26 protein-coding genes and 1 tRNA gene are annotated in these 24,551 nt (G+C 64.7%); 14 read left to right on the top strand and 13 right to left on the bottom strand.

The features are described 5' to 3' along the window. Nucleotides 1-22: 22 nt before the first annotated feature. Nucleotides 23-1,582, bottom strand: coding sequence for a PAS-domain containing protein (locus tag B6K69_RS10320; protein WP_108643718.1), 1,560 nt, complete (start codon nt 1,580-1,582; stop codon nt 23-25). 87 nt (nt 1,583-1,669) lie between these two features. Continuing rightward, nucleotides 1,670-3,061, bottom strand: a complete 1,392-nt coding sequence (regB, locus tag B6K69_RS10325) for a sensor histidine kinase RegB (RefSeq protein WP_107671751.1) — start codon at nt 3,059-3,061, stop codon at nt 1,670-1,672. Nucleotides 3,062-3,148: 87 nt separating this feature from the next. Here regB and B6K69_RS10330 point away from each other — a divergent pair, with 87 nt between their 5' ends. The 3 genes from B6K69_RS10330 (at nt 3,149) to B6K69_RS10340 (ending at nt 4,768) form a co-directional block, all read left to right on the top strand. After that, nucleotides 3,149-3,772 (top strand): SCO family protein, encoded by a 624-nt coding sequence (locus B6K69_RS10330; RefSeq protein WP_108643719.1) that lies wholly within the window; start codon nt 3,149-3,151, stop codon nt 3,770-3,772. 56 nt (nt 3,773-3,828) lie between these two features. Continuing rightward, nucleotides 3,829-4,383: an ActR/PrrA/RegA family redox response regulator transcription factor gene (locus B6K69_RS10335; protein ID WP_107671749.1), complete on the top strand. Its 555-nt coding sequence runs from the start codon at nt 3,829-3,831 to the stop codon at nt 4,381-4,383. Nucleotides 4,384-4,453: 70 nt separating this feature from the next. Further along, on the top strand, nt 4,454-4,768 hold the full coding sequence (locus tag B6K69_RS10340) for an H-NS histone family protein (protein WP_108643720.1): 315 nt from the start codon (nt 4,454-4,456) through the stop codon (nt 4,766-4,768). A gap of 3 nt (nt 4,769-4,771) precedes the next feature. On the opposite strand, the gene B6K69_RS10345 is transcribed toward B6K69_RS10340, so the two are convergent. Beyond that, on the bottom strand, nt 4,772-5,647 hold the full coding sequence (locus B6K69_RS10345; protein WP_108643721.1) for a LysR family transcriptional regulator: 876 nt from the start codon (nt 5,645-5,647) through the stop codon (nt 4,772-4,774). 99 nt (nt 5,648-5,746) lie between these two features. Between B6K69_RS10345 and B6K69_RS18190 the strand changes: the two genes are divergently transcribed. Then, a complete protein-coding gene (locus tag B6K69_RS18190; protein ID WP_164681933.1) occupies nt 5,747-5,890 on the top strand; it encodes a hypothetical protein in 144 nt (47 codons plus the stop codon). 3 nt (nt 5,891-5,893) lie between these two features. Here B6K69_RS18190 and B6K69_RS10350 read toward each other — a convergent pair whose 3' ends face one another. Beyond that, on the bottom strand, nt 5,894-6,490 hold the full coding sequence (locus B6K69_RS10350) for an HD domain-containing protein (RefSeq protein ID WP_108643722.1): 597 nt from the start codon (nt 6,488-6,490) through the stop codon (nt 5,894-5,896). 80 nt (nt 6,491-6,570) lie between these two features. Then, complete coding sequence (locus B6K69_RS10355; protein WP_108643723.1) at nt 6,571-7,509, bottom strand: glycosyltransferase family 8 protein; 939 nt, start codon at nt 7,507-7,509, stop codon at nt 6,571-6,573. A gap of 222 nt (nt 7,510-7,731) precedes the next feature. Here B6K69_RS10355 and ahcY point away from each other — a divergent pair, with 222 nt between their 5' ends. The 4 genes from ahcY to B6K69_RS10375 all read left to right on the top strand — a co-directional run bounded on the left by ahcY (nt 7,732) and on the right by B6K69_RS10375 (nt 13,201). After that, complete coding sequence (ahcY, locus tag B6K69_RS10360; protein ID WP_108643724.1) at nt 7,732-9,129, top strand: adenosylhomocysteinase; 1,398 nt, start codon at nt 7,732-7,734, stop codon at nt 9,127-9,129. A 315-nt stretch (nt 9,130-9,444) separates the two neighbouring features. Continuing rightward, on the top strand, nt 9,445-11,451 hold the full coding sequence (locus B6K69_RS10365; RefSeq protein WP_164681934.1) for a TonB-dependent receptor domain-containing protein: 2,007 nt from the start codon (nt 9,445-9,447) through the stop codon (nt 11,449-11,451). Between the two features lie 138 nt (nt 11,452-11,589). Continuing rightward, nucleotides 11,590-11,931: a DUF2853 family protein gene (locus tag B6K69_RS10370; RefSeq protein ID WP_108643726.1), complete on the top strand. Its 342-nt coding sequence runs from the start codon at nt 11,590-11,592 to the stop codon at nt 11,929-11,931. A 79-nt stretch (nt 11,932-12,010) separates the two neighbouring features. Continuing rightward, nucleotides 12,011-13,201 (top strand): MFS transporter, encoded by a 1,191-nt coding sequence (locus B6K69_RS10375; RefSeq protein ID WP_108643727.1) that lies wholly within the window; start codon nt 12,011-12,013, stop codon nt 13,199-13,201. A gap of 183 nt (nt 13,202-13,384) precedes the next feature. Here the strand turns inward: B6K69_RS10375 and B6K69_RS10380 are convergent, their stop codons facing one another. Genes B6K69_RS10380 through tsaD form a run of 4 tightly spaced genes read right to left on the bottom strand, consistent with a single transcriptional unit; the run spans nt 13,385 to nt 16,098 of the window. Beyond that, the gene (locus tag B6K69_RS10380; RefSeq protein ID WP_418259791.1) at nt 13,385-13,822 is read right to left on the bottom strand and encodes an EVE domain-containing protein; all 438 of its coding nucleotides are present in this window, start codon (nt 13,820-13,822) and stop codon (nt 13,385-13,387) included. Then, a complete protein-coding gene (locus B6K69_RS10385; protein ID WP_108643728.1) occupies nt 13,801-14,073 on the bottom strand; it encodes a YciI family protein in 273 nt (90 codons plus the stop codon). The genes B6K69_RS10380 and B6K69_RS10385 overlap by 22 nt, the downstream gene beginning before the upstream one ends. Before the next feature lie 4 nt (nt 14,074-14,077). Further along, complete coding sequence (locus B6K69_RS10390; RefSeq protein WP_108643729.1) at nt 14,078-15,019, bottom strand: NAD(P)H-dependent glycerol-3-phosphate dehydrogenase; 942 nt, start codon at nt 15,017-15,019, stop codon at nt 14,078-14,080. Then, entirely contained in the window at nt 15,016-16,098 is a 1,083-nt protein-coding gene (tsaD, locus tag B6K69_RS10395) for a tRNA (adenosine(37)-N6)-threonylcarbamoyltransferase complex transferase subunit TsaD (protein ID WP_108643730.1), read from the bottom strand. Before tsaD ends, B6K69_RS10390 begins: the two co-directional genes overlap by 4 nt. Nucleotides 16,099-16,144: 46 nt before the next feature. On the opposite strand from tsaD, the gene B6K69_RS10400 reads away from it, so the two are divergent. The 4 genes from B6K69_RS10400 to B6K69_RS10415 all read left to right on the top strand — a co-directional run bounded on the left by B6K69_RS10400 (nt 16,145) and on the right by B6K69_RS10415 (nt 19,699). After that, nucleotides 16,145-16,873, top strand: coding sequence for a uroporphyrinogen-III synthase (locus B6K69_RS10400; RefSeq protein ID WP_164681935.1), 729 nt, complete (start codon nt 16,145-16,147; stop codon nt 16,871-16,873). Between the two features lie 194 nt (nt 16,874-17,067). After that, nucleotides 17,068-18,078, top strand: coding sequence for a COG4223 family protein (locus B6K69_RS10405; protein ID WP_108643732.1), 1,011 nt, complete (start codon nt 17,068-17,070; stop codon nt 18,076-18,078). A gap of 10 nt (nt 18,079-18,088) precedes the next feature. After that, a complete protein-coding gene (locus tag B6K69_RS10410; RefSeq protein ID WP_108643733.1) occupies nt 18,089-19,549 on the top strand; it encodes a heme biosynthesis protein HemY in 1,461 nt (486 codons plus the stop codon). Nucleotides 19,550-19,623: 74 nt separating this feature from the next. Continuing rightward, nucleotides 19,624-19,699: transfer RNA gene (locus tag B6K69_RS10415), tRNA-Thr, on the top strand. Between the two features lie 60 nt (nt 19,700-19,759). Here B6K69_RS10415 and B6K69_RS10420 read toward each other — a convergent pair. The 4 genes from B6K69_RS10420 to B6K69_RS10435 all read right to left on the bottom strand — a co-directional run bounded on the left by B6K69_RS10420 (nt 19,760) and on the right by B6K69_RS10435 (nt 22,198). Beyond that, entirely contained in the window at nt 19,760-19,942 is a 183-nt protein-coding gene (locus tag B6K69_RS10420; RefSeq protein WP_108643734.1) for a Trm112 family protein, read from the bottom strand. Between the two features lie 38 nt (nt 19,943-19,980). Further along, nucleotides 19,981-20,622 carry an LON peptidase substrate-binding domain-containing protein gene (locus B6K69_RS10425; RefSeq protein WP_108643735.1) on the bottom strand — a complete coding sequence of 214 codons (642 nt, stop codon included), beginning with the start codon at nt 20,620-20,622 and terminating at the stop codon, nt 19,981-19,983. A gap of 27 nt (nt 20,623-20,649) precedes the next feature. Continuing rightward, on the bottom strand, nt 20,650-21,558 hold the full coding sequence (trxA, locus tag B6K69_RS10430; protein ID WP_108643736.1) for a thioredoxin: 909 nt from the start codon (nt 21,556-21,558) through the stop codon (nt 20,650-20,652). Nucleotides 21,559-21,625: 67 nt separating this feature from the next. Further along, complete coding sequence (locus B6K69_RS10435) at nt 21,626-22,198, bottom strand: DNA-3-methyladenine glycosylase I (protein WP_108643737.1); 573 nt, start codon at nt 22,196-22,198, stop codon at nt 21,626-21,628. Nucleotides 22,199-22,312: 114 nt separating this feature from the next. Between B6K69_RS10435 and B6K69_RS10440 the strand changes: the two genes are divergently transcribed. Next, nucleotides 22,313-23,173 (top strand): EAL domain-containing protein, encoded by an 861-nt coding sequence (locus B6K69_RS10440; protein ID WP_108643738.1) that lies wholly within the window; start codon nt 22,313-22,315, stop codon nt 23,171-23,173. A 116-nt stretch (nt 23,174-23,289) separates the two neighbouring features. Further along, the gene (locus B6K69_RS10445; protein ID WP_108643739.1) at nt 23,290-24,465 is read left to right on the top strand and encodes an acetyl-CoA C-acetyltransferase; all 1,176 of its coding nucleotides are present in this window, start codon (nt 23,290-23,292) and stop codon (nt 24,463-24,465) included. The last annotated feature ends 86 nt before the right edge of the window (nt 24,466-24,551 follow it).

A 24,551-nucleotide genomic window follows, 5' to 3' on the forward strand; every position in this document is an offset into this window, starting at 1 on the left:
GCCGACGGACCGTCGTTCCCTGTCAGGCGACCATCACGGCTTGCGCTGCACCTGCATCGCCTGCGGCAGGCGGCATCACCCGGAAACTGACCATGGTCGCCCCTTCCGGCAGCGGCATCACCCGACATTCGACCAGCCGGCCGTCCTTGAGCCGCACTTCACCATCCCAAGGATCGCGGGTGCCAAGGGTGCGGATGTAATCAGCCAGGTCGTTCCACAACAGCGTAGGCGCTGTCAGGCGCCGCCAGTTGGCCAGGGCGTCGGGCTCCTGCATCTCAAGGCCCAGTCCCGGCGGAGGGTCGCCCCACAACTGCATCGCGGCGCGGTTCGACAGGATCACCCCGCCATCGGCCGCAAACACCACCACCGGCTGATCCAGCCCATCCACCACCGCACGACCCATCGCGACATCGGCACGGTCACGACGGCTGCGCGCCGTCTCGGACGATATGTCCTCGAACAGGAAAGCCAGCCCGTCATTGGGATGCGGCCGCCCTGTCACCCGCATCGTCCGCCCGTCGGGCAACGACCAGGTTTCCTGAAACAGGCCCGACGCGGCGGCTTCCTCAAGATCGAAAATCTGTTTGCGCCAGCTTCGGTAATCTTTCGGCTCGGGCAAAACAGCGCGTTCGCGCATGGCGTCCAGCAGCATGGAAAGCGTTGGTCGCGCGACCAGAAACTCGATCGGCAACCCGGTCAGGTCAATCAGGGCGGGGTTGAAGATCTGCAGCACCCGGCCACGGTCGAAAATGGCCAGGCCGATGGGAAGCTGGGCAAAGGTCTTGGTCAGTGTCTGCTGGAAATCGCGCAACGATACCTCGGCCCTGACCAGCCGGTCTGCCGGTTGCGCGTAATGCAGCACCCGCCCCTCAAGCGGGACCGAACACAGGTCAAACCAGTAATCATCATGGCCAAGGCGCAGGCTGCGCCGGGTTGAGGTGTCTTCAGCGGTGGTGGGAAACAGCGCGGGCAAGGGCCAGCCCAGATCTTCGCCGGGTTCCAGCCGGTTCACCGCGCATTGGATATAGGCCCCGTTGGCCCAGGTCACCTGACCATCGCCAGTGCAATGCCAGATCAGCAGGGGTGCGTGGGTCAGCGTGGTCCGCATCGTCTCGGCCTCGTCGCGCAGGGCCAGTTCGGCCGCGGCTTCGGTGCCCGGCTTGCGCTGTTCGCTGTCACTGTCCGAAAGGGTCAGCCGGGTCAGCCCGCCCAGGCTTTCGGCGCGCAGCACCAGCGGCGGTTCGATGTCCTGACGCGAACAAAGGACAAACCGGCCTTCGCGCGGCAGGCCCTCCAACCGTAGAGACAGACCCGGAAACAGCGGTTCAAGCCGGGCCATGGCCTGCAGCCAAGCCTTGCCGCCTGCCAGCCCCGCCGACACCAGGGCCCGCCCCGCAGGAGTGGCATCAACCAGCCGGTCGCCATCGAACAACAGCACCGTGCCGGGTGTTGCCTGCGAAAAGATCGAGCTGACCGCCTGCCGCCCCCGACGCGACAGGGCCTGCACCATCAGAACCGCCGCCAGGGCCATCAGGCCGGCAGCAAACAGTGTTCCGAAGGCAAGCGTCCAGTCAAACAGCATGGGCCCGTTCCGGCAGGGTGGCGCTGCCAGACTAAAGCCCTCTCGGTTAACGGCCGGTTAACCGCGTTTCGGCCTACAGGGCCGGGATCAATGGTCGAACGTGGCGTTCTGCGCCCCGATCGGTGTGGTCGAGGCCAGAAGGCTGGTCGTCGCCCACACCGCCTCGACCACGGCGCCACAGCGTTCAGGGCGCTCTTCCGGCGCAAGGAAGGGATCGGCCCCGTTGGCAAAGCTCAGCGTTGCACCTGACCGCTCCAGCAGGGTCTTGGCGATGAACAGGCCCAGCCCCATGCCTTCATACTCGGGCCGCTTGCTGAGATCCTGTTCAGACCGGCGCGACCGCACGAACGGATCGCCGATCCGGCCGATCACGTTCTGCGGATACCCCTCCCCGTCATCGACAATGCGGACAAGAACGGTGCGGTCGGTCCACTCGGCATCAACCCAGACCGTGGTGCGCGCGAAATCCACCGCGTTCTGAATCAGGTTGCGCAGCCCGTGAATGATTTCCGGCCGGCGCAGCACCGTAGGCTGCCGGTCTGCCCCGCCCGGCCCGGGCTGAAAGTTGAAGATCAGTTCCTTGCCGCGTTCTGCATGTGGTTCCGCCGCCTCGCGCAGAACGGCGCCCAGGGGGGCCTGGCGCAGTTGCAGATCGTCCTTTCCGGCCCGGCCCATGCTGCGCAGGATGTCGCGGCAGCGGTCGGCCTGTTCACGGATCAGCCGTACGTCTTCATATTGTTCGGAAGACTGGTCCAGATCCTGCATCAGCTCGCTGCTGACCAGCTTGATCGTCGCCAGAGGCGTGCCAAGCTCATGCGCGGCGGCGGCCACCACCCCCCCCAGATCCGTCAGCTTCTGTTCGCGTGACAGGGCCATCTGCGTTGCCAGCAGGGCATCTGCCATGGCGCGCATTTCGGTGGCTACACGACGCGAGTAATGCCCCAGAAAGACAATACCGACAACGATTGCCAGCCAATACCCGAATTCGAAAATTGGCGGCACCGTCAATTCCGTGCCGTCCGCCATTCGCAGCGGAACATTCACGAAGGCGGTGACCGAGATGTAAAGCACCGCCATTGCACCCAAAAAGAGAGTGGTGCGCAACCCCAGCGCGCTGGCGGAAATGGTGACGGGCGCCAGAATAAGCAGCGCGAAAGGGTTTGTCAGACCGCCGGTCACCAGGATCAGGAAAGACAACTGCGTCAGATCGAACAGCAGCATCAGCAGCGCCTCGAACTCGGTCAGGCGCTTGCTTTCGGGAAAGACGAAAGACGAGACCGTGTTCGCAATGACCGAGGTCCCAACCGCAAGGTAGCACAGGCCCAGCGGCAACTGCAGTTCGAAGAACCTGTCCGCAACGGTGATGGCGGCCAACTGGCCGGCAATCGCCATCCAGCGCAACAGGATCAGCGTGCGCAGGCGCACCCAGTTGCTGCGGTCCTCCTCGGAGTGAAAGCCCAGACTGCCGTCTTGTTGCATGTCCGCCCAACCGGTATGACTGATTTTGCCCTTGTTAAGGGCGCGCCGTGGCGCGATCAATGGCAAGTCCGATCGGAGTAGCGTGAAATGTCAAAGGTATTTGCGGGTATGGCTGCGGTCGTGACGGTGGCCGCCCTTGGGGCGATGGCCGGTTACGCGTTCTGGCCAAGGCCGACGGATGCCTTCGCCCAATGCCGCGCGGGCCAGTCCGCCGCCGATATCGGCGGGCCGTTCACCCTGGTTGACAAGGACGGCAAGACCGTCACCGATGCCGATGTGATCACGGCGCCGACGCTGGTTTATTTCGGCTATACCTTCTGCCCGGATGTCTGCCCGCTGGACATGTCGCTGAACGCGGAAGCTGCCGATATTCTGGAAGAAGAGGGGCAATTGGTGAACCTCGTGTTCATCTCGGTCGACCCGGGCCGCGATACGCCCAAGGTGGTTGGCGACTTCGCAAGCAACATCCACCCACGCGCGGTCGGCCTGACCGGCTCGGATGAACAGGTTGCGGCGGCCGCCAAGGCGTACCGCGCCTATTTCAAGAAGCAGGATGGCGATCCCGAATTTTATCTCGTGGATCATTCGGCTTTCACCTATCTCGTCCTGCCGGGGCTTGGCTTTATGGATTTTTTCAAGCATGACACCCCTGCTGAACAGCGGGCCCAAGGCGTTCGCTGCTTCCTGGAGGCAGCCGCTCAGTCAAATTGACGCTTGTGAGCTTTATCTTTACGCTTGTCCGCACACGTTAGAGAGGATGTTCGTCAATGGCGGAAGACATGCAAGCCGAACTGGGTGCGGACCGGTCGCTCCTTCTGGTTGATGATGACGAGCCTTTCGTCAAGCGCCTGGCCAAGGCCATGGAGAAGCGGGGCTTTCTTCCCGAAACCGCCGAAAGCGTTGCCGCGGGAAAGCTGATCGCGCAAAACCGCCCGCCGGCCTATGCGGTTGTCGACCTTAGGCTTGAGGACGGCAATGGTCTGGACGTGGTCGAACTCCTGCGCGAAAGGCGGCCCGACTGCCGCATCGTGGTGCTGACGGGCTATGGCGCGATCGCCACGGCGGTGGCCGCCGTCAAGATCGGCGCCATTGATTACCTGTCGAAGCCCGCCGATGCCAATGATGTGATGAACGCGCTTCTGGCCCGCGGCGAAACCCTGCCCGCCCCGCCGGAAAACCCGATGTCGGCGGACCGCGTTCGCTGGGAACACATTCAGCGCGTTTATGAAATGTGCGATCGCAATGTTTCCGAAACGGCACGCCGGCTGAACATGCACCGCAGAACTCTGCAGCGTATTCTGGCAAAGCGCAGCCCGAAATAAGACTATTGCCATTGCAGCAGCTTTCTGTCTGTCATATCGCATCTGGGATGCCGTCATGGGAGGTTTTTGTATGAGTATTGACTTTCACTCGCTCTCGCTTAAAGAGCTGAAAGACATTCAATCGCAGGTCGCAAAGGCGATTGCGTCCTTTGAAGATCGGGTCAAGAAGAAGGCCCTTGCGGAACTTCATGAAAAAGCCCGCGAACTTGGCTTTTCCCTGGAAGAGCTGACCGGAACGCCGGTCGCCCGCAAACGCACCCCTTCATCGGCAAAATACGCCAATCCGGCCAACCCGACCGATACCTGGACGGGCCGCGGCCGCAAGCCGCGCTGGTTCGCCGAGGCTTTGGCCAAGGGCAAGCGCCCCGAAGACATGGCGATCTGATCGTCAGGCTGCCGCAAACAGCCACTTGAGAAACGCCCGCGCCGCAGATCGTTGCGGCCCGGGCGGAGTGACCACGAAATAGGCCGGCAACTGTGTGCGGCTGTCGTGAACCAGCACAAGCCTTCCCGTGCTGATATCTTCCTCCATAAGCGCCAGACTTTCCACAATCGGCCCCAATCCTTGCCGGGCCGCTGCAAGCGACAATTCCTCACCGGGAAATTCGGTGCGGCTCAGGCGCGCCGGATCAAGGCCCAGACTTTTCAGGTAATTCTCCTGCTCTGGCCAATCCTGCGTCAGCAGCCAGTCCATGCGCTGCATTTCATCGACCGTCAGCGTCTTTCGACCCGACAGCAAATCCGGCGCGCAGGCCACGGCCATTCGCGCCGGAGCAAGAAACCTGGCCTCCACCCCGGGCCAATCGCCATTGCCATAGCGCAGGCCAATATCCATTCCGTCACGCCGCAGATCCAGAACGCGGGCGTCGGGGTGCAGCGACAGCGCAATGTCGGGATGCAGCTTCCAGAATTCCTTGAGCCGGGGCATCAGCCATTGTGATGCAAAGCTGGGCGTCAGGGTGATCCGCACCGGGCGGGCCGCGCCTGCGGCTTTCAGCGCCTCAACCCCGGTCTGGATGGTGCCAAAGCCATCAGACAATGCCCGCGCCAGATCGGCGCCCTCGGCCGTCAGGGCCATGCCGCGCCCGTGCCGCATCACCAGCGCCACGCCCATCAATCCCTCAAGCGTTCGCACCTGCTGGGCTACGGCGGCATGGGTCACGTTCAGCGCCCGCGCTGCCTGCGAATAGCCGCCGCCTTCGGCCACGGCATGAAAGGCACGCAGCGCAGACAGCGGGGGCAAGCGGGACCAGGCGACTGGCATCTGTTAGCTAACCTAACAATATGGAAAAATTGCTGAGTGGGACGTTGACCCAGAGTTGCTTACAAAAGGCCCTAGAGACAAGCGTGAAAGGAGAAGGACATGTTATCACTCTTCGCAGATGCCCTGCTCATCGCCACGCGCGGCGATCTGCTGCGGCCCGATGAACAGACACGGCGAACGGACCCCGAGCGGGAGCGCGAAAAGCTGCGCCGGTGGATGGCCACCACCGGGGGCCGCGACTGACCGTCAGCCGCAGGCAGAAAGCAAATCCGCATGACGCTGCACATATTCCGCCCGCACCTCTGCGGGCGGACGCAGCCGGATCGTCAGGCCGCGCACCAGCGCCGCATCGGGCTTGCCGAAGAAACGGTCGGCCTCGGCCATGGTGAAGCCCGCGATCTGAACCGCCTCAAGCCAGGCCGAAACCTTGTCGGCTGCCTTGATCTGTTTCTTGATGGGCACCGGCAAGGCAGCGGGCAGTCCGAACCGAAGGTGTACCGCAGCCGTCAGCCGTTCATCCAATGCCCCATAGTCGGGCCCGATTGCCGCCTTCACCGGGCTGATCATGTCGCCGATCACATATTCCGGGGCATCGTGCAGCAGCGCCGCCAATCGCCAGCGCGCCGCAACCCCGGGATTTGCGCGTGTGAACAGCTCTTCCACCAGCAACGAATGTTCGGCCACCGAATAGGCCCAATCGCCCCGCGTCTGGCCGTTCCAGCGCGCGACAAAGGCCAGCCCATGCGCAATGTCCTCAACCTCGATGTCCACCGGGGTCGGGTCCAGCAGATCCAGCCTGCGGCCGGACAGCATGCGTTGCCAGGCACGCGCGGGTTTCTTCATCGGGCAGGTCCGGGGCGTTTCGGTTGATCAGGGCGGGCTCTGCCCTTGGTCATACTCACGCCCGCGCCACATGGCCAGTGTCAGACTGTGGCCAGCGGATCGGAAAAGCGGTCCAGGTAGCGCAGCAGCGCAGGCCGGAAGGCCAGGCACTGCAACACCATCCGCAGGGTCCGCGGCCCCGACCGCAGCAGCGACGATTCTGGCGTCACGATCTGGGGCCCGTCCGGGAAGTGCCGCCCCATGAAGCAGGCATAGGCCTTCTGAAAACGGGCCGGATACAAACCGCGCCCGTCATTCCAGGGCTTCAGATGACCGATGAAGTGCACCAGATTTGGCGCCGCCCAGTCCGTGAACAGCGGTTGCTTCAGCGGCCATTGCCAGTTCCACACCGGAGAAAGCTCGGCCCAGGCGCCGTCCAGCACAAGATTCAGCAGCGACTGGTCATGATGCAGCGCAAGTTCGGGCTGTGCCTGCCCCAGCGCAAGGCAGCGGTCGCGCAGATCTTGCCCGACAAAGGCTGCCGGGTTGATCACCATCAGCCCGGCGTTGAAATAGCGTTTGCTATCGCGCCCCGCCGCCTCGAATTCAAACACCTTGCGATCCGGCTTGCGCCACTGCTGCACATCGCGCACCGCTGCCAGCGCCTGTCCCCGCAGATCCACCTCGAACAAGGCCGACCAATCGCCGCCTTCGGCGAACATGTCGGCATCCAGATAGACCAGCCGGTCATAGTCCTGCGCCAACAGATACGGCATCCAGAGGCGCAGGTAGGTAGATCGTGGCAGATTGCTGTTTTCCAGTGCCAGATAGGTCGGGTCATCGACCGGCCCGATCAGGCGCAACCGCAGATCATCAAAGGCCGGGGGCAGATTCAGCCGGGCATCGCTGACAAGGCAGATGTCGAAATCCCGTCCGGGGCTCAGCCGGTCAATCTGGCTGACAAGAAACAACGCGAAAGGCGCATAGGCCTGATCCACACACAGCACCAGCGCCTTGCGCAGTTTCTGTCCAGCCGACATGCCGCCACCTCCTGGTTGCCGCGCCACCGCACCCGGCCCGCCCTGCGGGAGTTTCGACAAGAGCTAACGCAGCAACATGGCCCGGCACAAGGCAGGGGTATGCTCCAGAATGCCCCAAAGTGGAGGATGGCGCCGATACGGCACCCGCCCGGCAATTGCCGACTTCCGTCGGGAATGATAAAGGGCGGACCGAAATCGAACTTTACAGGAGCGGCACCAGGCATGGCCGATTACATCGTCAAGGACATCGCGCTTGCGGACTTCGGCCGCAAGGAACTGACCATCGCCGAAACCGAGATGCCGGGCCTGATGGCCTGCCGCGAGGAATTCGGTCCGTCGCAACCGTTGAAGGGCGCCCGCATCGCCGGGTCGCTGCACATGACCGTGCAGACCGCCGTGCTGATCGAAACGCTCAAGGCGCTGGGCGCCGATGTGCGCTGGGCCTCGTGCAACATCTTCTCGACCCAGGACCACGCCGCCGCCGCCATCGCCGCGGGCGGCACCCCCGTCTTTGCCGTCAAGGGCGAGACGCTGGAGCAGTACTGGGACTACACCGACCGCATCTTCCAGTTCGGCGGTGAGGGTGGCATGTGCAACATGATCCTCGACGACGGCGGGGACGCGACCCTGTACATCCTGCTGGGCGCCCGCGTCGAAGCGGGCGAGACCGACCTGATCGCCGTGCCCACCTCGGACGAAGAGGTGTGCCTGTTCAACCAGATCAGGAAACGCCTGGCCGCCAGCCCCGGCTGGTTCACCAAGCAGCGCGCCGAGATCAAGGGCGTCAGCGAGGAAACCACCACCGGTGTCCATCGCCTGTACGACCTGCACAAGCGCGGCCTGCTGCCCTTCCCGGCGATCAACGTCAACGACTCGGTCACCAAGTCCAAGTTCGACAACAAGTACGGCTGCAAGGAATCGCTGGTCGACGGCATCCGCCGCGCCACCGACACCATGATGGCTGGCAAGGTCGCCGTGGTCTGCGGCTATGGCGACGTGGGCAAGGGCTCGGCCGCCTCGCTTCGCGGCGCGGGCGCCCGGGTAAAGGTGACCGAAGTCGATCCGATCTGCGCATTGCAGGCCGCGATGGACGGCTATGAAGTGACCCTGCTGGAAGATGAAGTCGCCACCGCCGACATCTTCATCACCACCACCGGCAACAAGGACGTGATCCGCATCGAGCACATGCGCGCGATGAAGGACATGGCCATCGTCGGCAACATCGGCCACTTCGACAACGAAATTCAGGTCGCCGCGCTGAAGAACCACAAGTGGACCAACATCAAGGACCAGGTGGACATGATCGAGATGCCCTCGGGCAGCCGCATCATCCTTCTGTCCGAAGGCCGCCTGCTGAACCTTGGCAACGCCACCGGCCACCCGTCCTTCGTGATGTCGGCCAGCTTCACCAACCAGGTGCTGGCGCAGATCGAGCTGTTCACCAAAGGCAAGGACTATGCCCCCGGCGTCTATATCCTGCCCAAGGCGCTGGATGAAAAGGTGGCGCGCCTGCATCTCAAGAAGATCGGTGTGAAGCTGACCGAGCTGAAGCCCGATCAGGCCGCCTATATCGGCGTGAATGTCGAAGGCCCGTTCAAGGCCGACCATTACCGCTACTGATACCTTGCCCAAAACGGCCAAGGCAAAGGGCGCCCCCACGGGCGCCCTTTGTGCGTTTTGTCACCTCTGCGCAACAGCGGCAGACAGGGCGAAATAATTCCCGACAAAAATAGTTGACTCATCCCATCCGCTGCGGCAGGGAACCCCCACCCATGCCAGCGTTCAGGGCGCCCCGCGCGCGCCCCAAGACAGCCAGCAGCCGGATCAACCCGGATCGGCTGCCGCTGGCCCACGCATCTTGCGCCCTGTTCCAGCCAGGCCCGTCCGACAGGACCGGCGCGCATGACGCGCGCCCCGCAGAAGGAACTGGGAGCCATGACATCCCCCCTCGACCGTGCTTCAGCCGCGCTTGCCGGCCTTGTGCTGTTTGCCGCGCCGGCTTTGGCGCAGGAGACCGAAACCCCGCTTCACCTTGGCCGCATCATCATCGGCTACAGCGCCGACGGAACCCCGGTCTATGCCGGTGAAAACAGCTCAACCCTGGAAGGCGATGCGATCACCGGCCACGGCGGCATCGTCACTCTGGATGAAGTTGTCCGCCAGACACCCGGTGCCAGCACCCTGATGAACGCAGGCCAGGCAGGCGTGGCGGTGGCAATCCGCGGTCTTGGCGGATCACGCGTGAGCACCACCATCGAAGGCGTCCCGCAGAACTTCCGCTTCACGGCGCACAACACCGCAGACGGTTTTGCCTATGTCGATCCGCTGCTGCTGTCGGCCATCGACATCACCCGGGGCGCTTCGCTGACGGGGGGCGGCCTGACCGGCAGCGTCAACTTCCGCATGATCACCGCCACCGATCTGGTGCGCGATGGCGAAGGCACCGGCGGCATGGTCCGGCTACGCTATGGCGACAACGGCGAAGGCTTTGCCGGCATGGCCGCCGTGGGCATGGTCCGCGGCCCGCTGGAACTGGCCTTTGCCGCCTCCAGCCGCGACCTTGACGCCTATGTGAACGGGGCGGGCAACAAGGTGGACGATACGGCGCAAAAGGGCGGCTCGCTGATGCTGCGCGGCGCCTATCAGGTGTCGGATGCGCTGAAGGTGAACTTCCTGGCCATGTCCTACGACACCGACTATGCCTCGGCCTATCGGATGAGCTTTGCCCCCGGTATGCCGCCCGTCACACTTGCGGCCTACAATCATGAAGTCAGCAATGACATCTACAGCCTGGGCTTCACCTATTCGACCGGCGACCTGATCAACCTGACCGGCAACCTCTATTCCGGCACCACCACCCACCGGCACGTTTCCGGCTTCGGCTCGGCCCTTGGCCGGGTGATGGAGACCGAGACGCTTGGGCTTGATGTCAAGAACGTCTCGACCGCGGCCCTGGGTGACTGGACCCTGACCTCGACCAACGGCTTCGAGATCTCGCGCGACAAGCTGGGTGGCCAGCAGAACGGCTCGGGATCTCTGACCGGGGTGAACCCGGTGCGAGGAAACACCGACCGCGCCGCAGTCTTTTCGGAAAACACCTTCACCAACGGCCCGTTCGAGGTGATGCTGGGGTTCCGCTATTCCGACTATGATCTCGATACCACCGTCGGCAGCGAGTATTTCAAGGTCTCGCACAGCTCGTTCGACCCCAAGCTGTCACTGGCCTACAGCATCAACGACACCTTCCAGCCCTATGTTTCGGTCTATCGCAGCACCCGCGCGCCCACGGCGCAGGAAACCTTCCTTGGCGGCGGCGATCCGTCGATTCACGGCTTCGGCTATATCGGCAACCTTGCCCTCGAACCCGAGGTTTCGGAAGGCTACGAGGTTGGCGTGAACATCACCCGCGACGGCATCTTCCGTGCCGATGACGCGCTCAAGGCCCGGATCAATTATTTCGACCTTGATGTCGACAACTTCATCATCGCCCAGACCACCGCCGGTGGCGCCGGTATGCAGTTTGTCAACATCGACGAAACCGTCCGCACCCGCGGGCTTGAGCTGGAGCTGGGTTACGAATCCGACCGCTTCTCGGCCATCCTGGCCTGGGCACACAGCAAGGGGTCTTACGGGGGCGGCCGCCTGCAACCCGAGAACGCAATCAGCGCCACGCTGGCCGGCCACTTCCTGGATGGCGCGCTGACGGTGGGGACCACGCTGGTCTACAACAGCAACGGCCCGGCCGCGATTGCCTTTGAAACCGATACGAACCGCGGCTCGTACAAGACCATCGACATCTTCGCCAGCTATGACGTGGCCGAGAATTTCTCGGTCAACGCCAAGGTGTCGAACCTCACCGACGAACTTTACACCCCCTGGGCGGCGACCGACAGTTCCGGCCCCGGCCGGTCGGCCTATATCGGCGGTGAAATCCGGTTCTGACGCCCGGTTGTGCCGCATTTCCGGGGGCCGGTGTTGACACGGCCCCCGGAATTTTCCCCTATCGCCGGACGGTATGGCCTTGCTATCCGATTTGTTGGTGACAAACTGGCGCGCGAACGCGCCATGGGAGAGTGTAAGATGGGTAAAAGAGACGAACTTATTGCGAAATACGCAGACGATCTGAAGAACAAGTGCAAGATGACGCCGGATATGGACCTTCTCACCAAGGTTACAATCGGCTGCGGCCCGTCGATCTATGACAACGACGCCCAGACTGTTGCCGCCTCCGACCCCGAAGAGCTGGAGCGGATCAAGAACAACTTCCTGATCAAGAAACTTGGCCTGTCCGACAGCCCGGCGCTGATGGAAGGCATCAAGGCCGTGGTGGAAACCTACGGCAAGTCCGAGCGCAACAAGTATCGCGCGCCGTTCTACTACATGCTGGTCAAGCATTTCGGCAAGGAAGCCATTTACAAATAAGCTGTATTCACGCAGCAGCGATTGCCAATCGCGGAACGGGCGGCCAAGGTGCCGCCCGTTTCCTGTCTGAAGGCCCGCCATGACCCTGCAATCCCGGACCGCCCCGCACGAGACCACCGTCGTTCCGGTCATTCTGGGCGTGTCGCTGGGGCATTTCCTGAATGACCTGATGCAGTCGCTGATCCCGGCAGCCTATCCGCTGCTCAAGGACAACCTCGCGCTCAGCTTCACGCAGATCGGGCTGATCACGCTGGTCTTTCAGGGCACGGCCTCGATCCTGCAACCGCTGGTCGGGCTATACACCGACCGCCGTCCGCTGCCCTATGCGCTGTCGGCCGGTATGGCCTCAACCGGCGCGGGCCTTGTCCTGCTGGCCCATGCCGCCAGTTTCGCCATGGTGTTGTGTTCCGTTGCGCTGATCGGGCTGGGCTCGGCGATCTTCCATCCCGAAGCCTCTCGCATTGCCCGGCTGGCGGCCGGTATGCGCCCCGGCTTCGCGCAATCGGTGTTTCAGGTTGGCGGCAATGCCGGTTCGGCCCTTGGCCCGCTTGCCGCCGCCTTCATCGTGCTGGAGCGTGGCCAGCTTTCGATTGAATGGTTCGCCGCCGTGGCCCTGGCGGGGATGCTGGTGCTTTATGCCATCGGCCGCTGGTATCAGTCGGTCGGGGCCAGCCGCGCCGCCCATCGCAAGGCCCGCGCTGCCGCAACGGCCCCAGACCCTGGCACCGTCCGCCGGGGCATGACATTGCTGGTCGTGCTGATGGTCTCGAAGTTCGTCTATTCGGTCAGCTTCTCCAGCTACTACACCTTCTATCTGATCGAGCACTTCGCCTTGACCAAGGCGCAGGCCAACCTTTGCCTTTTCGTTTTCCTGGCCGCGGTGGCAGCCGGCACCATCATCGGTGGCCCGATCGGAGACCGCATCGGTCGCCGCCGGGTGATCCTGTGGTCCATCCTTGGCATCCTGCCGCTGGCGCTGGCCCTGCCCTGGCTGCCGCTGGTTCCCTCGATCCTGTGCGCGGCACTGGCGGGGCTTGTGCTGGCCTCGGCCTTCCCGGCAATGGTTGTCTATGCGCAGGATCTGATGCCCCTGCGGACCGGCATGGTGGCCGGAATGATGTTTGGCGTGGCCTTCGGCATCGCCGCCATCGGGGCCGCCCTGCTGGGCGTTCTGGCCGATCATTGGGGCATCGTCGCCGTCTACCGCATCTGCGCCTTCCTGCCCCTTCTGGGGCTGGCCGCGTTCTTCCTGCCCGACACCCGCCACTGACCGGCATCGCCTAAAATGCCCGCGGCTTTTCGGTTGCGGTGCAGGCTTGCCCTGCGGCAAGGTTCAGGCCTTGGGCAGAACCGTCCGAAACCTTGTCAGATCACATGCGACGTTCGGGGCACATGTGGGGTGGATGGAGGGTTCCGCAGGGGTGCGGACCCTCCGCTTCCGCCTGTCGCCGCGTCAGGGGTCAACCCCGCCCATCCGGCAGACAATCTCCCATTCCCGGGGGCTGACTGGCTGCACCGACAGACGGCTGCTGTTGACCAGCACCATCGCCTCAAGCCCCGGCGCAACCTTGCAGTCTTCCAGCGTGACCGGGCGCAGTAACGGCCGGACGGCGCGGATCATCACACAATCCCACCGGGGATCATCTGTGGTGCTGTCGGGTTGGCTTTCGCGACAGACCTCGACAATGCCGACGATCTCTTTCCCAATGTTCGAGTGGTAGAAGAACCCCAGGTCGCCCACCTTCATGGCCCGCATGTTGTTGCGGGCCTGATAGTTGCGAACGCCGTGCCATTCCTCGCCCTCGGCACCTTTGGCGACCTGCTGGTCCCAGCTCCAGGTGTCGGGCTCGGATTTGAACAGCCAGCGGTTCACCCGATCACCTTCTTCCATTCCCGGATTTCCACGCTTTGGAACAGGCCGGCCATCGCATAGGGATCTGCCGCCGCCCAATCCTCGCCGTCGCTCAGCCGGCCAACGTCGAGAATGACCAAAGACCCGACCATCTCGCCTGTCGGCGAAAGGAACGGGCCGGCCATTTCAACCACGCCGCTGGCCTCGATATAGGCCAGATGGGCGTCACGGTTGGCCTTGCGCACCTCAAGGTGCCCCGGCTTGTCGATGCAGATCAATGCCACGCGCATGGGTTCACTCCTGTTTCAGCGGGCGGGACATCAGCGCCTTGACCGCCTCTGCCACCCCGATTTCGCCTGCCACCAGCCGCGCCACCATGGCCGCGACCGGCATGTCGATTCCCCGCGCCCCGGCCAGCCGGACAGCGGCCCGCGCCGTGGCCACGCCCTCGACCGTGGCCTGCGGCGGCACCCGGCCCGCGCCAAGCGCCACGCCATGGGCAAAGTTCCGCGACTGGGCCGAGGTGCAGGTCAGCAGCAGATCGCCCAGCCCCGACAGCCCGGCCAGCGTTTCCGCCCGCGCGCCAAGCGCCAGGGCAAAGCGCCCCATCTCGGCATAGCCACGGGTCACCAGCGCGGCGCGGGCGCTGTCGCCCAGGCCGGCGCCGATCACCACACCGGCGGCGATGGCGATCACGTTCTTCAACGCGCCCCCCAGTTCGGCCCCAACCACATCTTCGGTGCGGTAGATGCGCAGCGTGGCGGTCGACAGCGCCTCTTGAATCGCCTGCGCCTGCGGGCCGGCGCAGGCCAGCGTCAGGGCGGTGGGCAGGCCGCGGGCAATGTCGGCGGCAAAGCTGGGGCCGGTCAGCACCGCCCGTGCGCCGCGCGCGCCCGCAGCCTCGATCACCTCGGCCGGGCCTTGCAGGGTGGTCAGGTCAATGCCCTTGCAGCAGGCCACCAGATCCGAGGCCAACAGCGGCTGCCCCTCGGCCGCCAGAAATTCACGCAGCGCCTGCATCGGCATGGCCAGCAGGACAGGGCCGTTTTTGGCAAGATCAGAGACGGTTTCGACCACCTCAATCCTCGGCGGCAGGGTCACACCCGGCAGGCGCGGGCTTTCGCGGCGCGTCGCAAGGCCGGGATCGCGGCCCCACAGCCGAACCGGCAACCCCTCGCGGGCAAAGGCCACGGCCAGCGCCGTTCCGAACGCGCCTGCGCCGGCCACCCCGATCATGCCTTGGCCCCCCGCTTGCCCGAACCGATCAGCGGTGCCGCCGCCGCATCCAGCGGCCAGCGCGACCGCACGGACAGCGTTGCATCGTCCACCCCGCCGGCCAGGTGCCGCTCGATCCCGGCCCAGGCGATCATGGCGGCATTGTCGGTACACAGTTTCAGGGGCGGCGCCAGAAACCGCGCCCCGGCCTGATCGGCCACCGCCTGCAACCGGGCACGGATCGCCCCGTTTGCGGCGACACCGCCCGCCACGGCAATGACCGGCGCCGGAAAGGCCGCCAGCGCGCGGCGGGTCTTTTCGGCCAGAACATCCGCCACCGCCGCCTGGAACCCGGCGCACAGATCGCGGCGGTCCTGCACGGTCAGCCCGCCCTTGTGCGCGATGATCTCATCCCGCGCGCGCAGGACGGCGGTCTTCAGCCCGCTGAAAGACAGGTCGCACCCCGGCCGGTCCAGCAGCGGGCGGGGAAAGCGGAAGCGGGCCACGTCACCCAGCGCCGCTTCGCGTTCGACATGCGGCCCGCCGGGCTGCTGCAGGGCCAGAAGTTTGGCGATCTTGTCAAACGCCTCGCCCGGCGCATCGTCGATGGTGCTGCCAAGGCGATGAAATGTCTCAGGCCCCTCAACCGCAAGAAACTGGCAATGCCCGCCCGAAACCAGCAGCATCAGATAGGGATAGGCAACCGCATCGGTCAGCCGGGGGGTCAGCGCATGGCCTGCCAGATGGTTCACCCCGACCATGGGCAGGCCCGTGGCCGCGGCCAACCCCTTGGCCAGCATCAGCCCGGACAGCAGCCCGCCAATCAGCCCCGGCCCCGCGGTCACGGCAATGCCGTCCAGATCGGCCAGCGAGACCGAAGCGGCAGAAAGCGCGGCCTCAACCGCGTGGTCGATCTTTTCCGCGTGGGCGCGTGCGGCGATTTCCGGCACCACGCCACCAAAGGCCGCGTGCAGTTCGGTCTGGCCCTCCACGACCGAGGACAGGATCAGCGCCCCGCCATCGGGCAGCCGCCGCACCACCGCGGCGGCGGTATCGTCGCAGCTTGTCTCGATGCCAAGGAAAGTCAGCCCGTGGTCCATGTGTCGCGCTTGTGGCCCCCTGTTCCCCGCAGGTAACATCGGGTGCATGGCCAGACAATCCGCAATCCCGGTGTTGATCACCCGACCCGAGCCGCAAGCCACACGGTTTGCCGCCGAACTTACGGCTGCTCTGGGCGGGGCGGTAGCACCATTGTGCTGCCCGCTGATGGAAGAAGTCGCGCTGACACCCGACCGGCCCCCCGGCCATTTTGCGGCCGTTGTGCTCACGTCCGAGCCGGGCGTGCGGGCCGCCGTCCGGTTGCGCGGCCAGGGCTGGGCCCTGCCTTCGCTGGCCTACTGCGTGGGCGACCGGACCGCCGCCGCCGCAACCGCGGCGGGCTTCGTGGCAGAATCGGCGGCCGGCGCCGTGCAGGATCTGGCGTCGCTGATTCTCTCGCAGCCCGACAAAGGGCCGCTTCTTTATCTGCACGGGCAGGATCGGGCCGGCGACTTGTTGTCGCTGCTGCAGGGCCGCCCTGTGACCGAAGCGGTGGTCTATGCCCAGCGGGCACTGGCCCTTTCGGCCGAAGCGCTGGCCGTGATCGGGGCACCCGGCCAGGTGATCGTGCCGCTGTTTTCACCCCGGACAGCACGCTTGTTCCAGCAGGCATTGCCTGAAAACACTGGCGCCAGGCTGGTGCCGGTGGCGATGAGCAGCAATGTCGCGCAGGCGCTGACCGGCAACCTGGCCAGCGCGGCAGCGGTTGCGGATCGCCCCGATTCACACGCAATGATTGCGGCGATCTCCCGCGTGATCTCGCCACGGGTGCCTTGAAGGTTGCAACGGCAAGCGGTTAGTCTGTGACCAGCCCAGTCCGGGGATACAGTCCTATGCCCAATGACGATCTTACGATCCCGGAAGCCGGCCCGGAAGTTTCGCCCGAGCCCGAGCAGAAGCCGGAACCGCCCCCTCCCCCCAAGGAGAAAGCAGCGCCACCAGCCCGAAAAGCTGGATTCATCGCGCCGCTTTTGGGGGGCGCACTTGCCGCAGGCATCGGCTTCGGCCTGTCGCATTTTGATGTGCTGAAACTGCGGCCCTCGGCCGACGATGGCGCGGTCAGGGCGCAACTCGATAAACTGGCCGCCGATATCGGCGCGCTGCGAACCGATCTGACCGACCGGACCGGAGCGCTGGACAGCGCGATTGCGGCGGCGCGCACCGAAGCCTCAACCGCCACCGCCGCGCTTGACGGCCGGGTCTCCGCCACCGCCGAAACGGCAACCGCCTTGCCCGATCAGCTTGCCGTGCTGACCAAGCGCGTTGGCGCGCTGGAAACCGCGCTTGCGGCGGCAGGACAGGCATCAGACGGAAGCGTTTCGCAAGCCTCGATTGCCAGCCTGACCGCGGCATTGGAAACCATGAAGGCCGAGGTGGCGGCGCTGAAGGCCAAGCCGGCCGAAACTGCCGACCCCGAAGCCCTGCGTCAGGTTGCCAAGGAAGAACTTGCCGCCTGGGAGGCGGCGAACTCTGAACGCATCCGCGCCGAACAGGCCGCGGCGGAACAGGCCGCAGCACAGGCTACCGCACTGTCCTCGCTGCGGCAGGCGGCAGAAAGTGGCGTGCCCTATGCGCGTGAACTGGCCGCGCTTGAACAGGTTCAGGTGTCGGAAATCGTCTCTAAATATGCGGAAACCGGGCTTCCGACGATTGCATCCCTGACCGAAGGGTTCGCAGACCCGGCCCGCGCGGCGCTGGAGGCTTCGCTGCGGGCACAGGCGGGTGAGGGGCTGGGTGATCGGCTCTGGTCCTTCCTCCGGGTGCAGACCGGCGCCCGGTCTCTGAGCCCGCGCGAAGGCAACGATCCCGACGCCGTGCTGTCACGGGCCGAAGGCGCGCTGCGGCAAGGCAAGGTTGCAGATGCGCTGACCGAACTTGCCGCGCTGCCGCCCGAAGGCCAGGCCGCCATGGCTGATTGGGTGGCACTGGCCCGCGACCATCTGGCCGCGACCGATGCCCTGACAACCCTGAAATTGCCCTGAGGAGAAACAGATGCTCTGGTCTCTTGCCAAGGTTGTCATCTTCCTCGCGGCCATCGCGGGGCTGGCCTTTCTGGCCGGAACGCTTTCGGACACCGGGGGCGAGGTTCGCCTTTGGGTCTTCGGGCAGGAATTCACCTTCGGCCCATTGCAAGCCGCGATTGCCGCCGTGCTGCTGGTGGTGGCGGTTTGGGTGCTGCTCAAGGTGGCAGCCTTCCTGGGGGCGGTGTTCCGCTTCCTGAACGGCGATGAAACCGCCATCTCGCGCTATTTCGACCGCAGCCGCGAACGCCGCGGCTTCACCGCGCTGACCGAAGGAATGGTCGCGCTGGCCTCGGGCGAACCGTCGCTGGCGCTAAGCCGGGCCAAGACCGCCGAGAAACTGCTGAAGAAGCCCGAACTGACCACCCTCCTCACCGCGCAGGCGGCCGAGGCGGCGGGGGACGGCAAGACCGCGATGGCCGCCTATCGGGCGCTTCTGTCATCGGAAAAGACCCGCTTCGTCGCCGTGCGCGGCCTGATGAAGCAGAAGCTGGTGTCGGGCGATACCGACACGGCGCTGAAGCTGGCAGAGAAGGCGCTGGCGCTGCGGCCACGTCATGCCGAAACGCAGGACGTGCTGCTGAAGCTGCAAACCGAAAAGGCCGATTGGAAAGGCGCCCGCGCCACGTTGTCCGAAAAGCTGAAGACGGGGGAACTGCCCCGCAGTGTCTATCGCCGCCGCGATGCCCTTCTGGCACTGCAAGAAGCCAAGGTGGTGCTGGACGAAGGCAGCACGATCGAGGCCCGCGAAGCCGCGATCGAGGCGAACAAGATGTCGCCCGACCTGATTCCCGCCGCCGTCATCGCGTCGCGGGCGCTGGTTGAAAAGGGCGACAAGAAGGGCGCCGCCCGTGTGCTGCGCAAGGCCTGGGACGCCCAGCCGCACCCCGATCTGGCCGCCGCCTTTGCCGCCATCGAACCCGATGAATCCCCCGGCGCCCGGATGCGCCGCTTCAAGCCGCTGCTGTCCTCACGCCCCGAGAATGAGGAAACCCGGCTGACCAATGCCGAGCTTCTGCTGCTGGCCGAAGATTTCAAGGCCGCGCGCAAGGTTCTGGGCGATCTGGCCGAGACGCACCCCACGCAGCGGACACTGGCGATTCTGGCCGCCGTGGAACGCGGAACCGGCGCCGATGACCTGACCGTGCGCAGCATCCTGGCGCGGGCGCTGACCGCATCGCGCGGGCCGCAATGGTGCTGTGACACCTGTCAGGGCGTGCAATCGGAATGGAATCCGGTCTGCAGTTCCTGCGGCGGGTTCGATACGCTGACCTGGCGCGAACCCGTTGCCACGCGGCAATCCCAGACCGCCGCCTCGGCTGACCTGTCGCCGCTGCTGGTGGGCCTGCCGCCCGAAGCCGCCCTGATCCCCGATGCCAGCGACGATGCGGTGATCCTGCCGCCTGAAGACATCGTTCGTCGTTCAAATTAGGGCTACACACGCCCCGCAACGGGTGCTAAGAGCCAGCCCGAACCGGCGCCCTCCGCCGGTTCACAGGGAAGAATGCCGCTGTAGCTCAGCTGGTAGAGCACGTCATTCGTAATGATGGGGTCGGGGGTTCGAGTCCCTTCAGCGGCACCATTCTTCCCAAGGCTTCCCCAATAGCAGACGCCGTGAACAGGCCGCCGCAATGCGCGCCGATCAGCCGATCTGACGCGCCTCGCTGACCAGCATCACCGGAATACCGTCGCGGATCGGAAAGGCCAGATGTGCGGCTTTCGAGACCAGTTCCTGGCGTTCGGCATCGTAGGTCAGCACGGCATGGGTCAGCGGGCAGACAAGCGATTCCAGCATCCGGCGGTCAGCGGTCACGGTGTCAGTCATGGGGTGGTCCTTTCAGGGTCGGCGGCGTTGGCGCAGGGTTACTGGATCAGATCCTCGGCCGAACCGCCGCGCAGCGCGAATTCGATCAGGGTGACAAGCGTCTCACGCCGGGTTGTCAGGCTGGGGGCTTCAAGCAGGGCCTGTTTGTCTTCGGGCGAAAAGGGGCAAAGCATCGAGATGGCGTTCACCAGCAGCTCGGGCTCGGCCTCCTTGAGGCTGTCCCAATCGGAGGACAGCTTCTGCGAAGCGAAGTAGCGGCCAAGGATCTGCAGGAATTCAGACCTGTCGAACCCCTGGTCGGTCTCGGCAAGGCCAAGGTCGCGGGAGAAGGGTGCCCAGTCCACCGCGCAGCGGCGATAGGGGGTAAAGCCCTGCACCTCTTCCTTCACGCGAAACCGCGAGATCCCCGAAAGGGTGATCATGTAGCGGCCATCCTCGGTTTCGGAAAAGCCGGTGATCCGGCCGGCGCATCCAATGGCGTTCAGGCGCTTTTCCCCATTCGGGGTTTCGCGCGGGCAGATCATTCCGATCAGCCGGGTGCGCGATTTCAGCGCGTCCTCGACCATCGCCAGATAGCGCGGCTCGAAAATGTGCAGGGGAAGCCGCGCCCGGGGCAACAGCAGCGCCCCGGGCAGCGGAAAGACGGGGATCGTCTCGGGAAGATCGGCGGCCTGGATCATCGGCTTAGACATAGGCCGCCCCCGCGATCAGGCAAAGATCATTGATGACAACCGCCTGCGACCCTTCAGCACGATCGGGTCTTGCGGCTTGAGCGCGTCGAAGATGGTGAAAAGCTGCGCGCGGGCGGCGCCGTCGTTCCATTCACGGTCGCGGCGGAACAACTCCAGCAGTTCATCCACCGCCTCTTCAACCTTGCCGGCGGCGTTCAGCGCGACGGCCAGGTCAAAGCGGGCCTGATGGTTGTTCGGGTCGGCCTCAACGGCGGCGCGCAGATCGGCCTCGGGGCCGGCATTGGCAGCCTGCTTCGCCAGTTCCAACTGGGCCTTCGCCGCCTCAACCTCCTTGGCCTTTGCCAATGCGGCGGGGGCGGCAGACAGGAAGGCTTCGGCCTGATCAAGATTGCCGGCCGCCAGATGCGCACGGGCAATGCCGGCATAGGCGGCAGCATTTTCCGGCTCTTCGCCCAGGATCGCGGCGAAGGTTTCCATCGCATCGGCCAGGGCGCCTTGCTCCAGCATTTCCTCGGCCGCGGCCAGCGCATCCGCCAGACCGCCGTCGCCCGCCATGGACGCCAGCTTGTCGACGAATTTCTTCACTTCCGAAGGCGGCAGCGCCCCCTGAAACCCGTCAACCGGCTGACCCTGGAAGAAGGCATAGACGGTGGGGATGGACTGGATGCGCATCTGCGCGGCAATGGCCTGATTCTGGTCAACGTCGATCTTGACCATGCGCACCTTGCCCTTGGCGGCGGTCACCGCTGCCTCAAGCGCGGGGCCAAGCGTCTTGCACGGGCCGCACCAGGTGGCCCAGAAATCAACGATCACCGGCACCTCGCGCGAGGCGTCGATGACATCGGCCATGAACGTGGCCTCGGTTCCGTCCTTGATCAGGCCGGTCGCGGCAGGCGCGGCGGGTTTGTCGCCAAGTCCAAGCATGTCGTCCTCATGTTCCCGGTTTGCGGTCTATATGATCCTTCGGTGCCAAAACGCCAAGGGGCAGCTCTCAGGCCATCGCGGCACATTCGGCATGGGCCGGACAGGTGACCAGATGATCGTTCACCATGCCAACCGCCTGCATGAAGGCATAGGTGATGGTCGGTCCGCAGAACGTGAAACCACGCGCCTTCAGCGCCCGCGACATGGCGCGGCTTTCAGGCGATTCGGTCAACGCATCCGACATTGAGGCAAGGTTCGACTGAATGGGTGCACCGCCCACGAAAGACCACAGGAAGAGCGAAAACCCCTCCTTCGCCTCGATCTCAAGATAGGCGCGGGCGCTGCGGAGCGTGCCTTCGATCTTGCCGCGATGGCGGACAATGCCCGGGTCTGCCAGCAAGCGGGCAACCTCGTCCTCGCCCCAGGTGGCAATGACCTCGGGGCGGAATCCGTGGAAGGCGGCGCGGAAATTCTCGCGCTTACGCAGGATGGTGATCCAGCTCAGCCCGGCCTGGAATCCGTCAAGGATCAGCTTTTCCCACAGCGCCCGCGGGTCGCGCTCGGGGCGGCCCCAGTCGGTATCGTGGTACGAGACATAAAGCGGGTCGGTGCCACACCAGGGGCAGCGGGTTTCGGTCATCTGGGGCCTTTCGGAAAATCGTTCTACTTCAAGTCAAATGCCGAAGCTTTGCAGGGTGTTTACCCTTGGCCGCGCAGCCTGTCAGCCAGGATAAGCACGGCACAGGATCAGGGGATGAGCTTTCAGCGTAATGCGGGGCGTGGGTCGAAACGCCCTGCTGCAGATGTGGATGCCGAACTGGCCTCACCTCTGGCTGTGGCCGTTTCGGCCGTGGAACGTGAAACGCTGTCCATGGTGCGCAACGCCCTGATGCTGCGGCGGATGCGGCTGGCGTTCCAGCCCGCCGTCTATGCCGCCGATCCGTCGATCATCGGGTTTTATGAAGGTTACATCCGCCTGCTGGACCCAAAAGATCGGGTGATCCCGGCCCGCGATTTCATGGCGGTGGCGGAAACGCAGGAACTGGGCCGTGAAATCGACGTGGCGGCGCTGCAACTGGGCTTGCAGGTGTTGCAGCGCAACCCCGGCATCCGCATCGCGGTGAACATGTCGGCGCGGTCGGTGGGATACAAACCCTGGACACAGATGCTGCGCCGCGCACTGGGGCAATCGCCAGGCCTGGGGCGCGGGCTGATCCTTGAGATTGGCGAAGCCAGCGCCATGCAGATGCCGGATGTGCTGATCCCCTTCATGGCCGATCTGCGGGCCGAGGGCATTGCCTTCACGCTGGATGATTTTGGCGCCGGCGCCACCTCGTTGCCGTTGCTGCAAGCCTTCGGTTTCGAGATTGCCAAGATCGACGGCCAGTTCATCCGCGGGATTGACCGTTCCGAAACCAGCCAGAGAATCGTGCGCGCGGCCGCGGCGCTGGCGCGGGAGTTTGGCATGTTCCTGGTTGCCGAATCCGTGGAAACCCCGGCCGAGGCGGGGTGGCTGCGCGATCTGTGCGTGGGCTGTCTGCAAGGCTATCTGTTCGGTCCCCCCGAGGTGAACCCCGACTTCAGCCGGTTTCGCCATGGCCGCAGCGCCGGGTGACGGCGAAGGTTCCCGCAGGCTGCGCATTCTGCTTGCGCAAGTTTGTTGCGGCTGTGATCTTTGCCTCCAGAGGCGAAGGTGACGCGCACCGCGCCGGTCTTCGGGAGAGGGATCACATGACCAATGTCGTAATCGTTTCGGCGGGCCGTACCGCCGTTGGCAGCTTCAACGGCGCTTTCGCCAATACGCCCGCGCATGACCTGGGCGCCGCCGTGATTGAAGGCGTGGTGGCCCGCGCGGGGATCGAGAAAGCCGAAGTCGAGGAAACCATCCTGGGCCAGGTGCTGACCGCAGGTCAGGGCCAGAACCCGGCGCGTCAGGCGGCAATCAAGGCGGGTCTGGCCAAGGAAGCCAGCGCCTGGTCGCTGAACCAGGTCTGCGGCTCCGGCCTGCGGGCGGTGGCGCTGGGGGCGCAGCATGTGCAACTGGGCGACGCGCGGATCGTGGTCGCCGGCGGGCAGGAAAGCATGAGCCTGTCGCCCCATGTCGCGCATCTGCGGGCCGGGCAGAAGATGGGCGATCTCAACTTCATCGACTCGATGATCAAGGATGGTCTGTGGGATGCCTTCAACGGCTATCACATGGGCATCACGGCCGAGAACGTGGCCAGCCAGTGGCAGATCAGCCGCGAGATGCAGGACGAATTCGCACTGGCCAGCCAGAACAAGGCCGAAGCTGCGCAAAAGGCTGGCAAATTCAAGGATGAGATCCTTCCCTTCACGGTAAAGACCCGCAAGGGTGACATCGTGGTGGACGCGGATGAATACATCCGCCACGGCGCCACGCTGGACAGTATGCAGAAGCTGCGCCCGGCCTTTACCAAGGAAGGCACCGTCACCGCGGCGAACGCCAGCGGCATCAATGATGGTGCAGCGGCCGTGCTGCTGATGTCGGAAGAAGAGGCATCAAAACGTGGGCTGAAGGTGCTGGCCCGCATCGCCAGTTATGCCACCGCCGGACTTGACCCGTCGATCATGGGCGTCGGCCCGATCTATGCCAGCCGCAAGGCGCTGGACAAGGCGGGCTGGAAGGTGGCCGACCTTGATCTGGTCGAGGCGAACGAAGCCTTTGCCGCCCAGGCCTGCGCGGTGAACAAGGACATGGGCTGGGACCCGTCCATCGTGAACGTGAACGGCGGCGCCATTGCCATCGGCCACCCGATCGGCGCCAGCGGGGCGCGCATCCTGAACACGCTGATCCATGAAATGGGCCGCCGCGGGGCGAAGAAGGGCCTGGCAACGCTGTGCATCGGCGGCGGCATGGGCGTGGCCATGTGCCTGGAACGGGGTTGACCGTCGCCTGACGCTGCAAAGCAGAAAATGGATGCGCAATAAAGTTGCGTATCCATATCAGTTTCGGTAACAGGATTTCCGGTAAG

The organism is Pseudogemmobacter blasticus (assembly GCF_003071405.1).
In the GTDB taxonomy this organism is placed as follows: Bacteria; Pseudomonadota; Alphaproteobacteria; order Rhodobacterales; family Rhodobacteraceae; genus Pseudogemmobacter; species Pseudogemmobacter blasticus.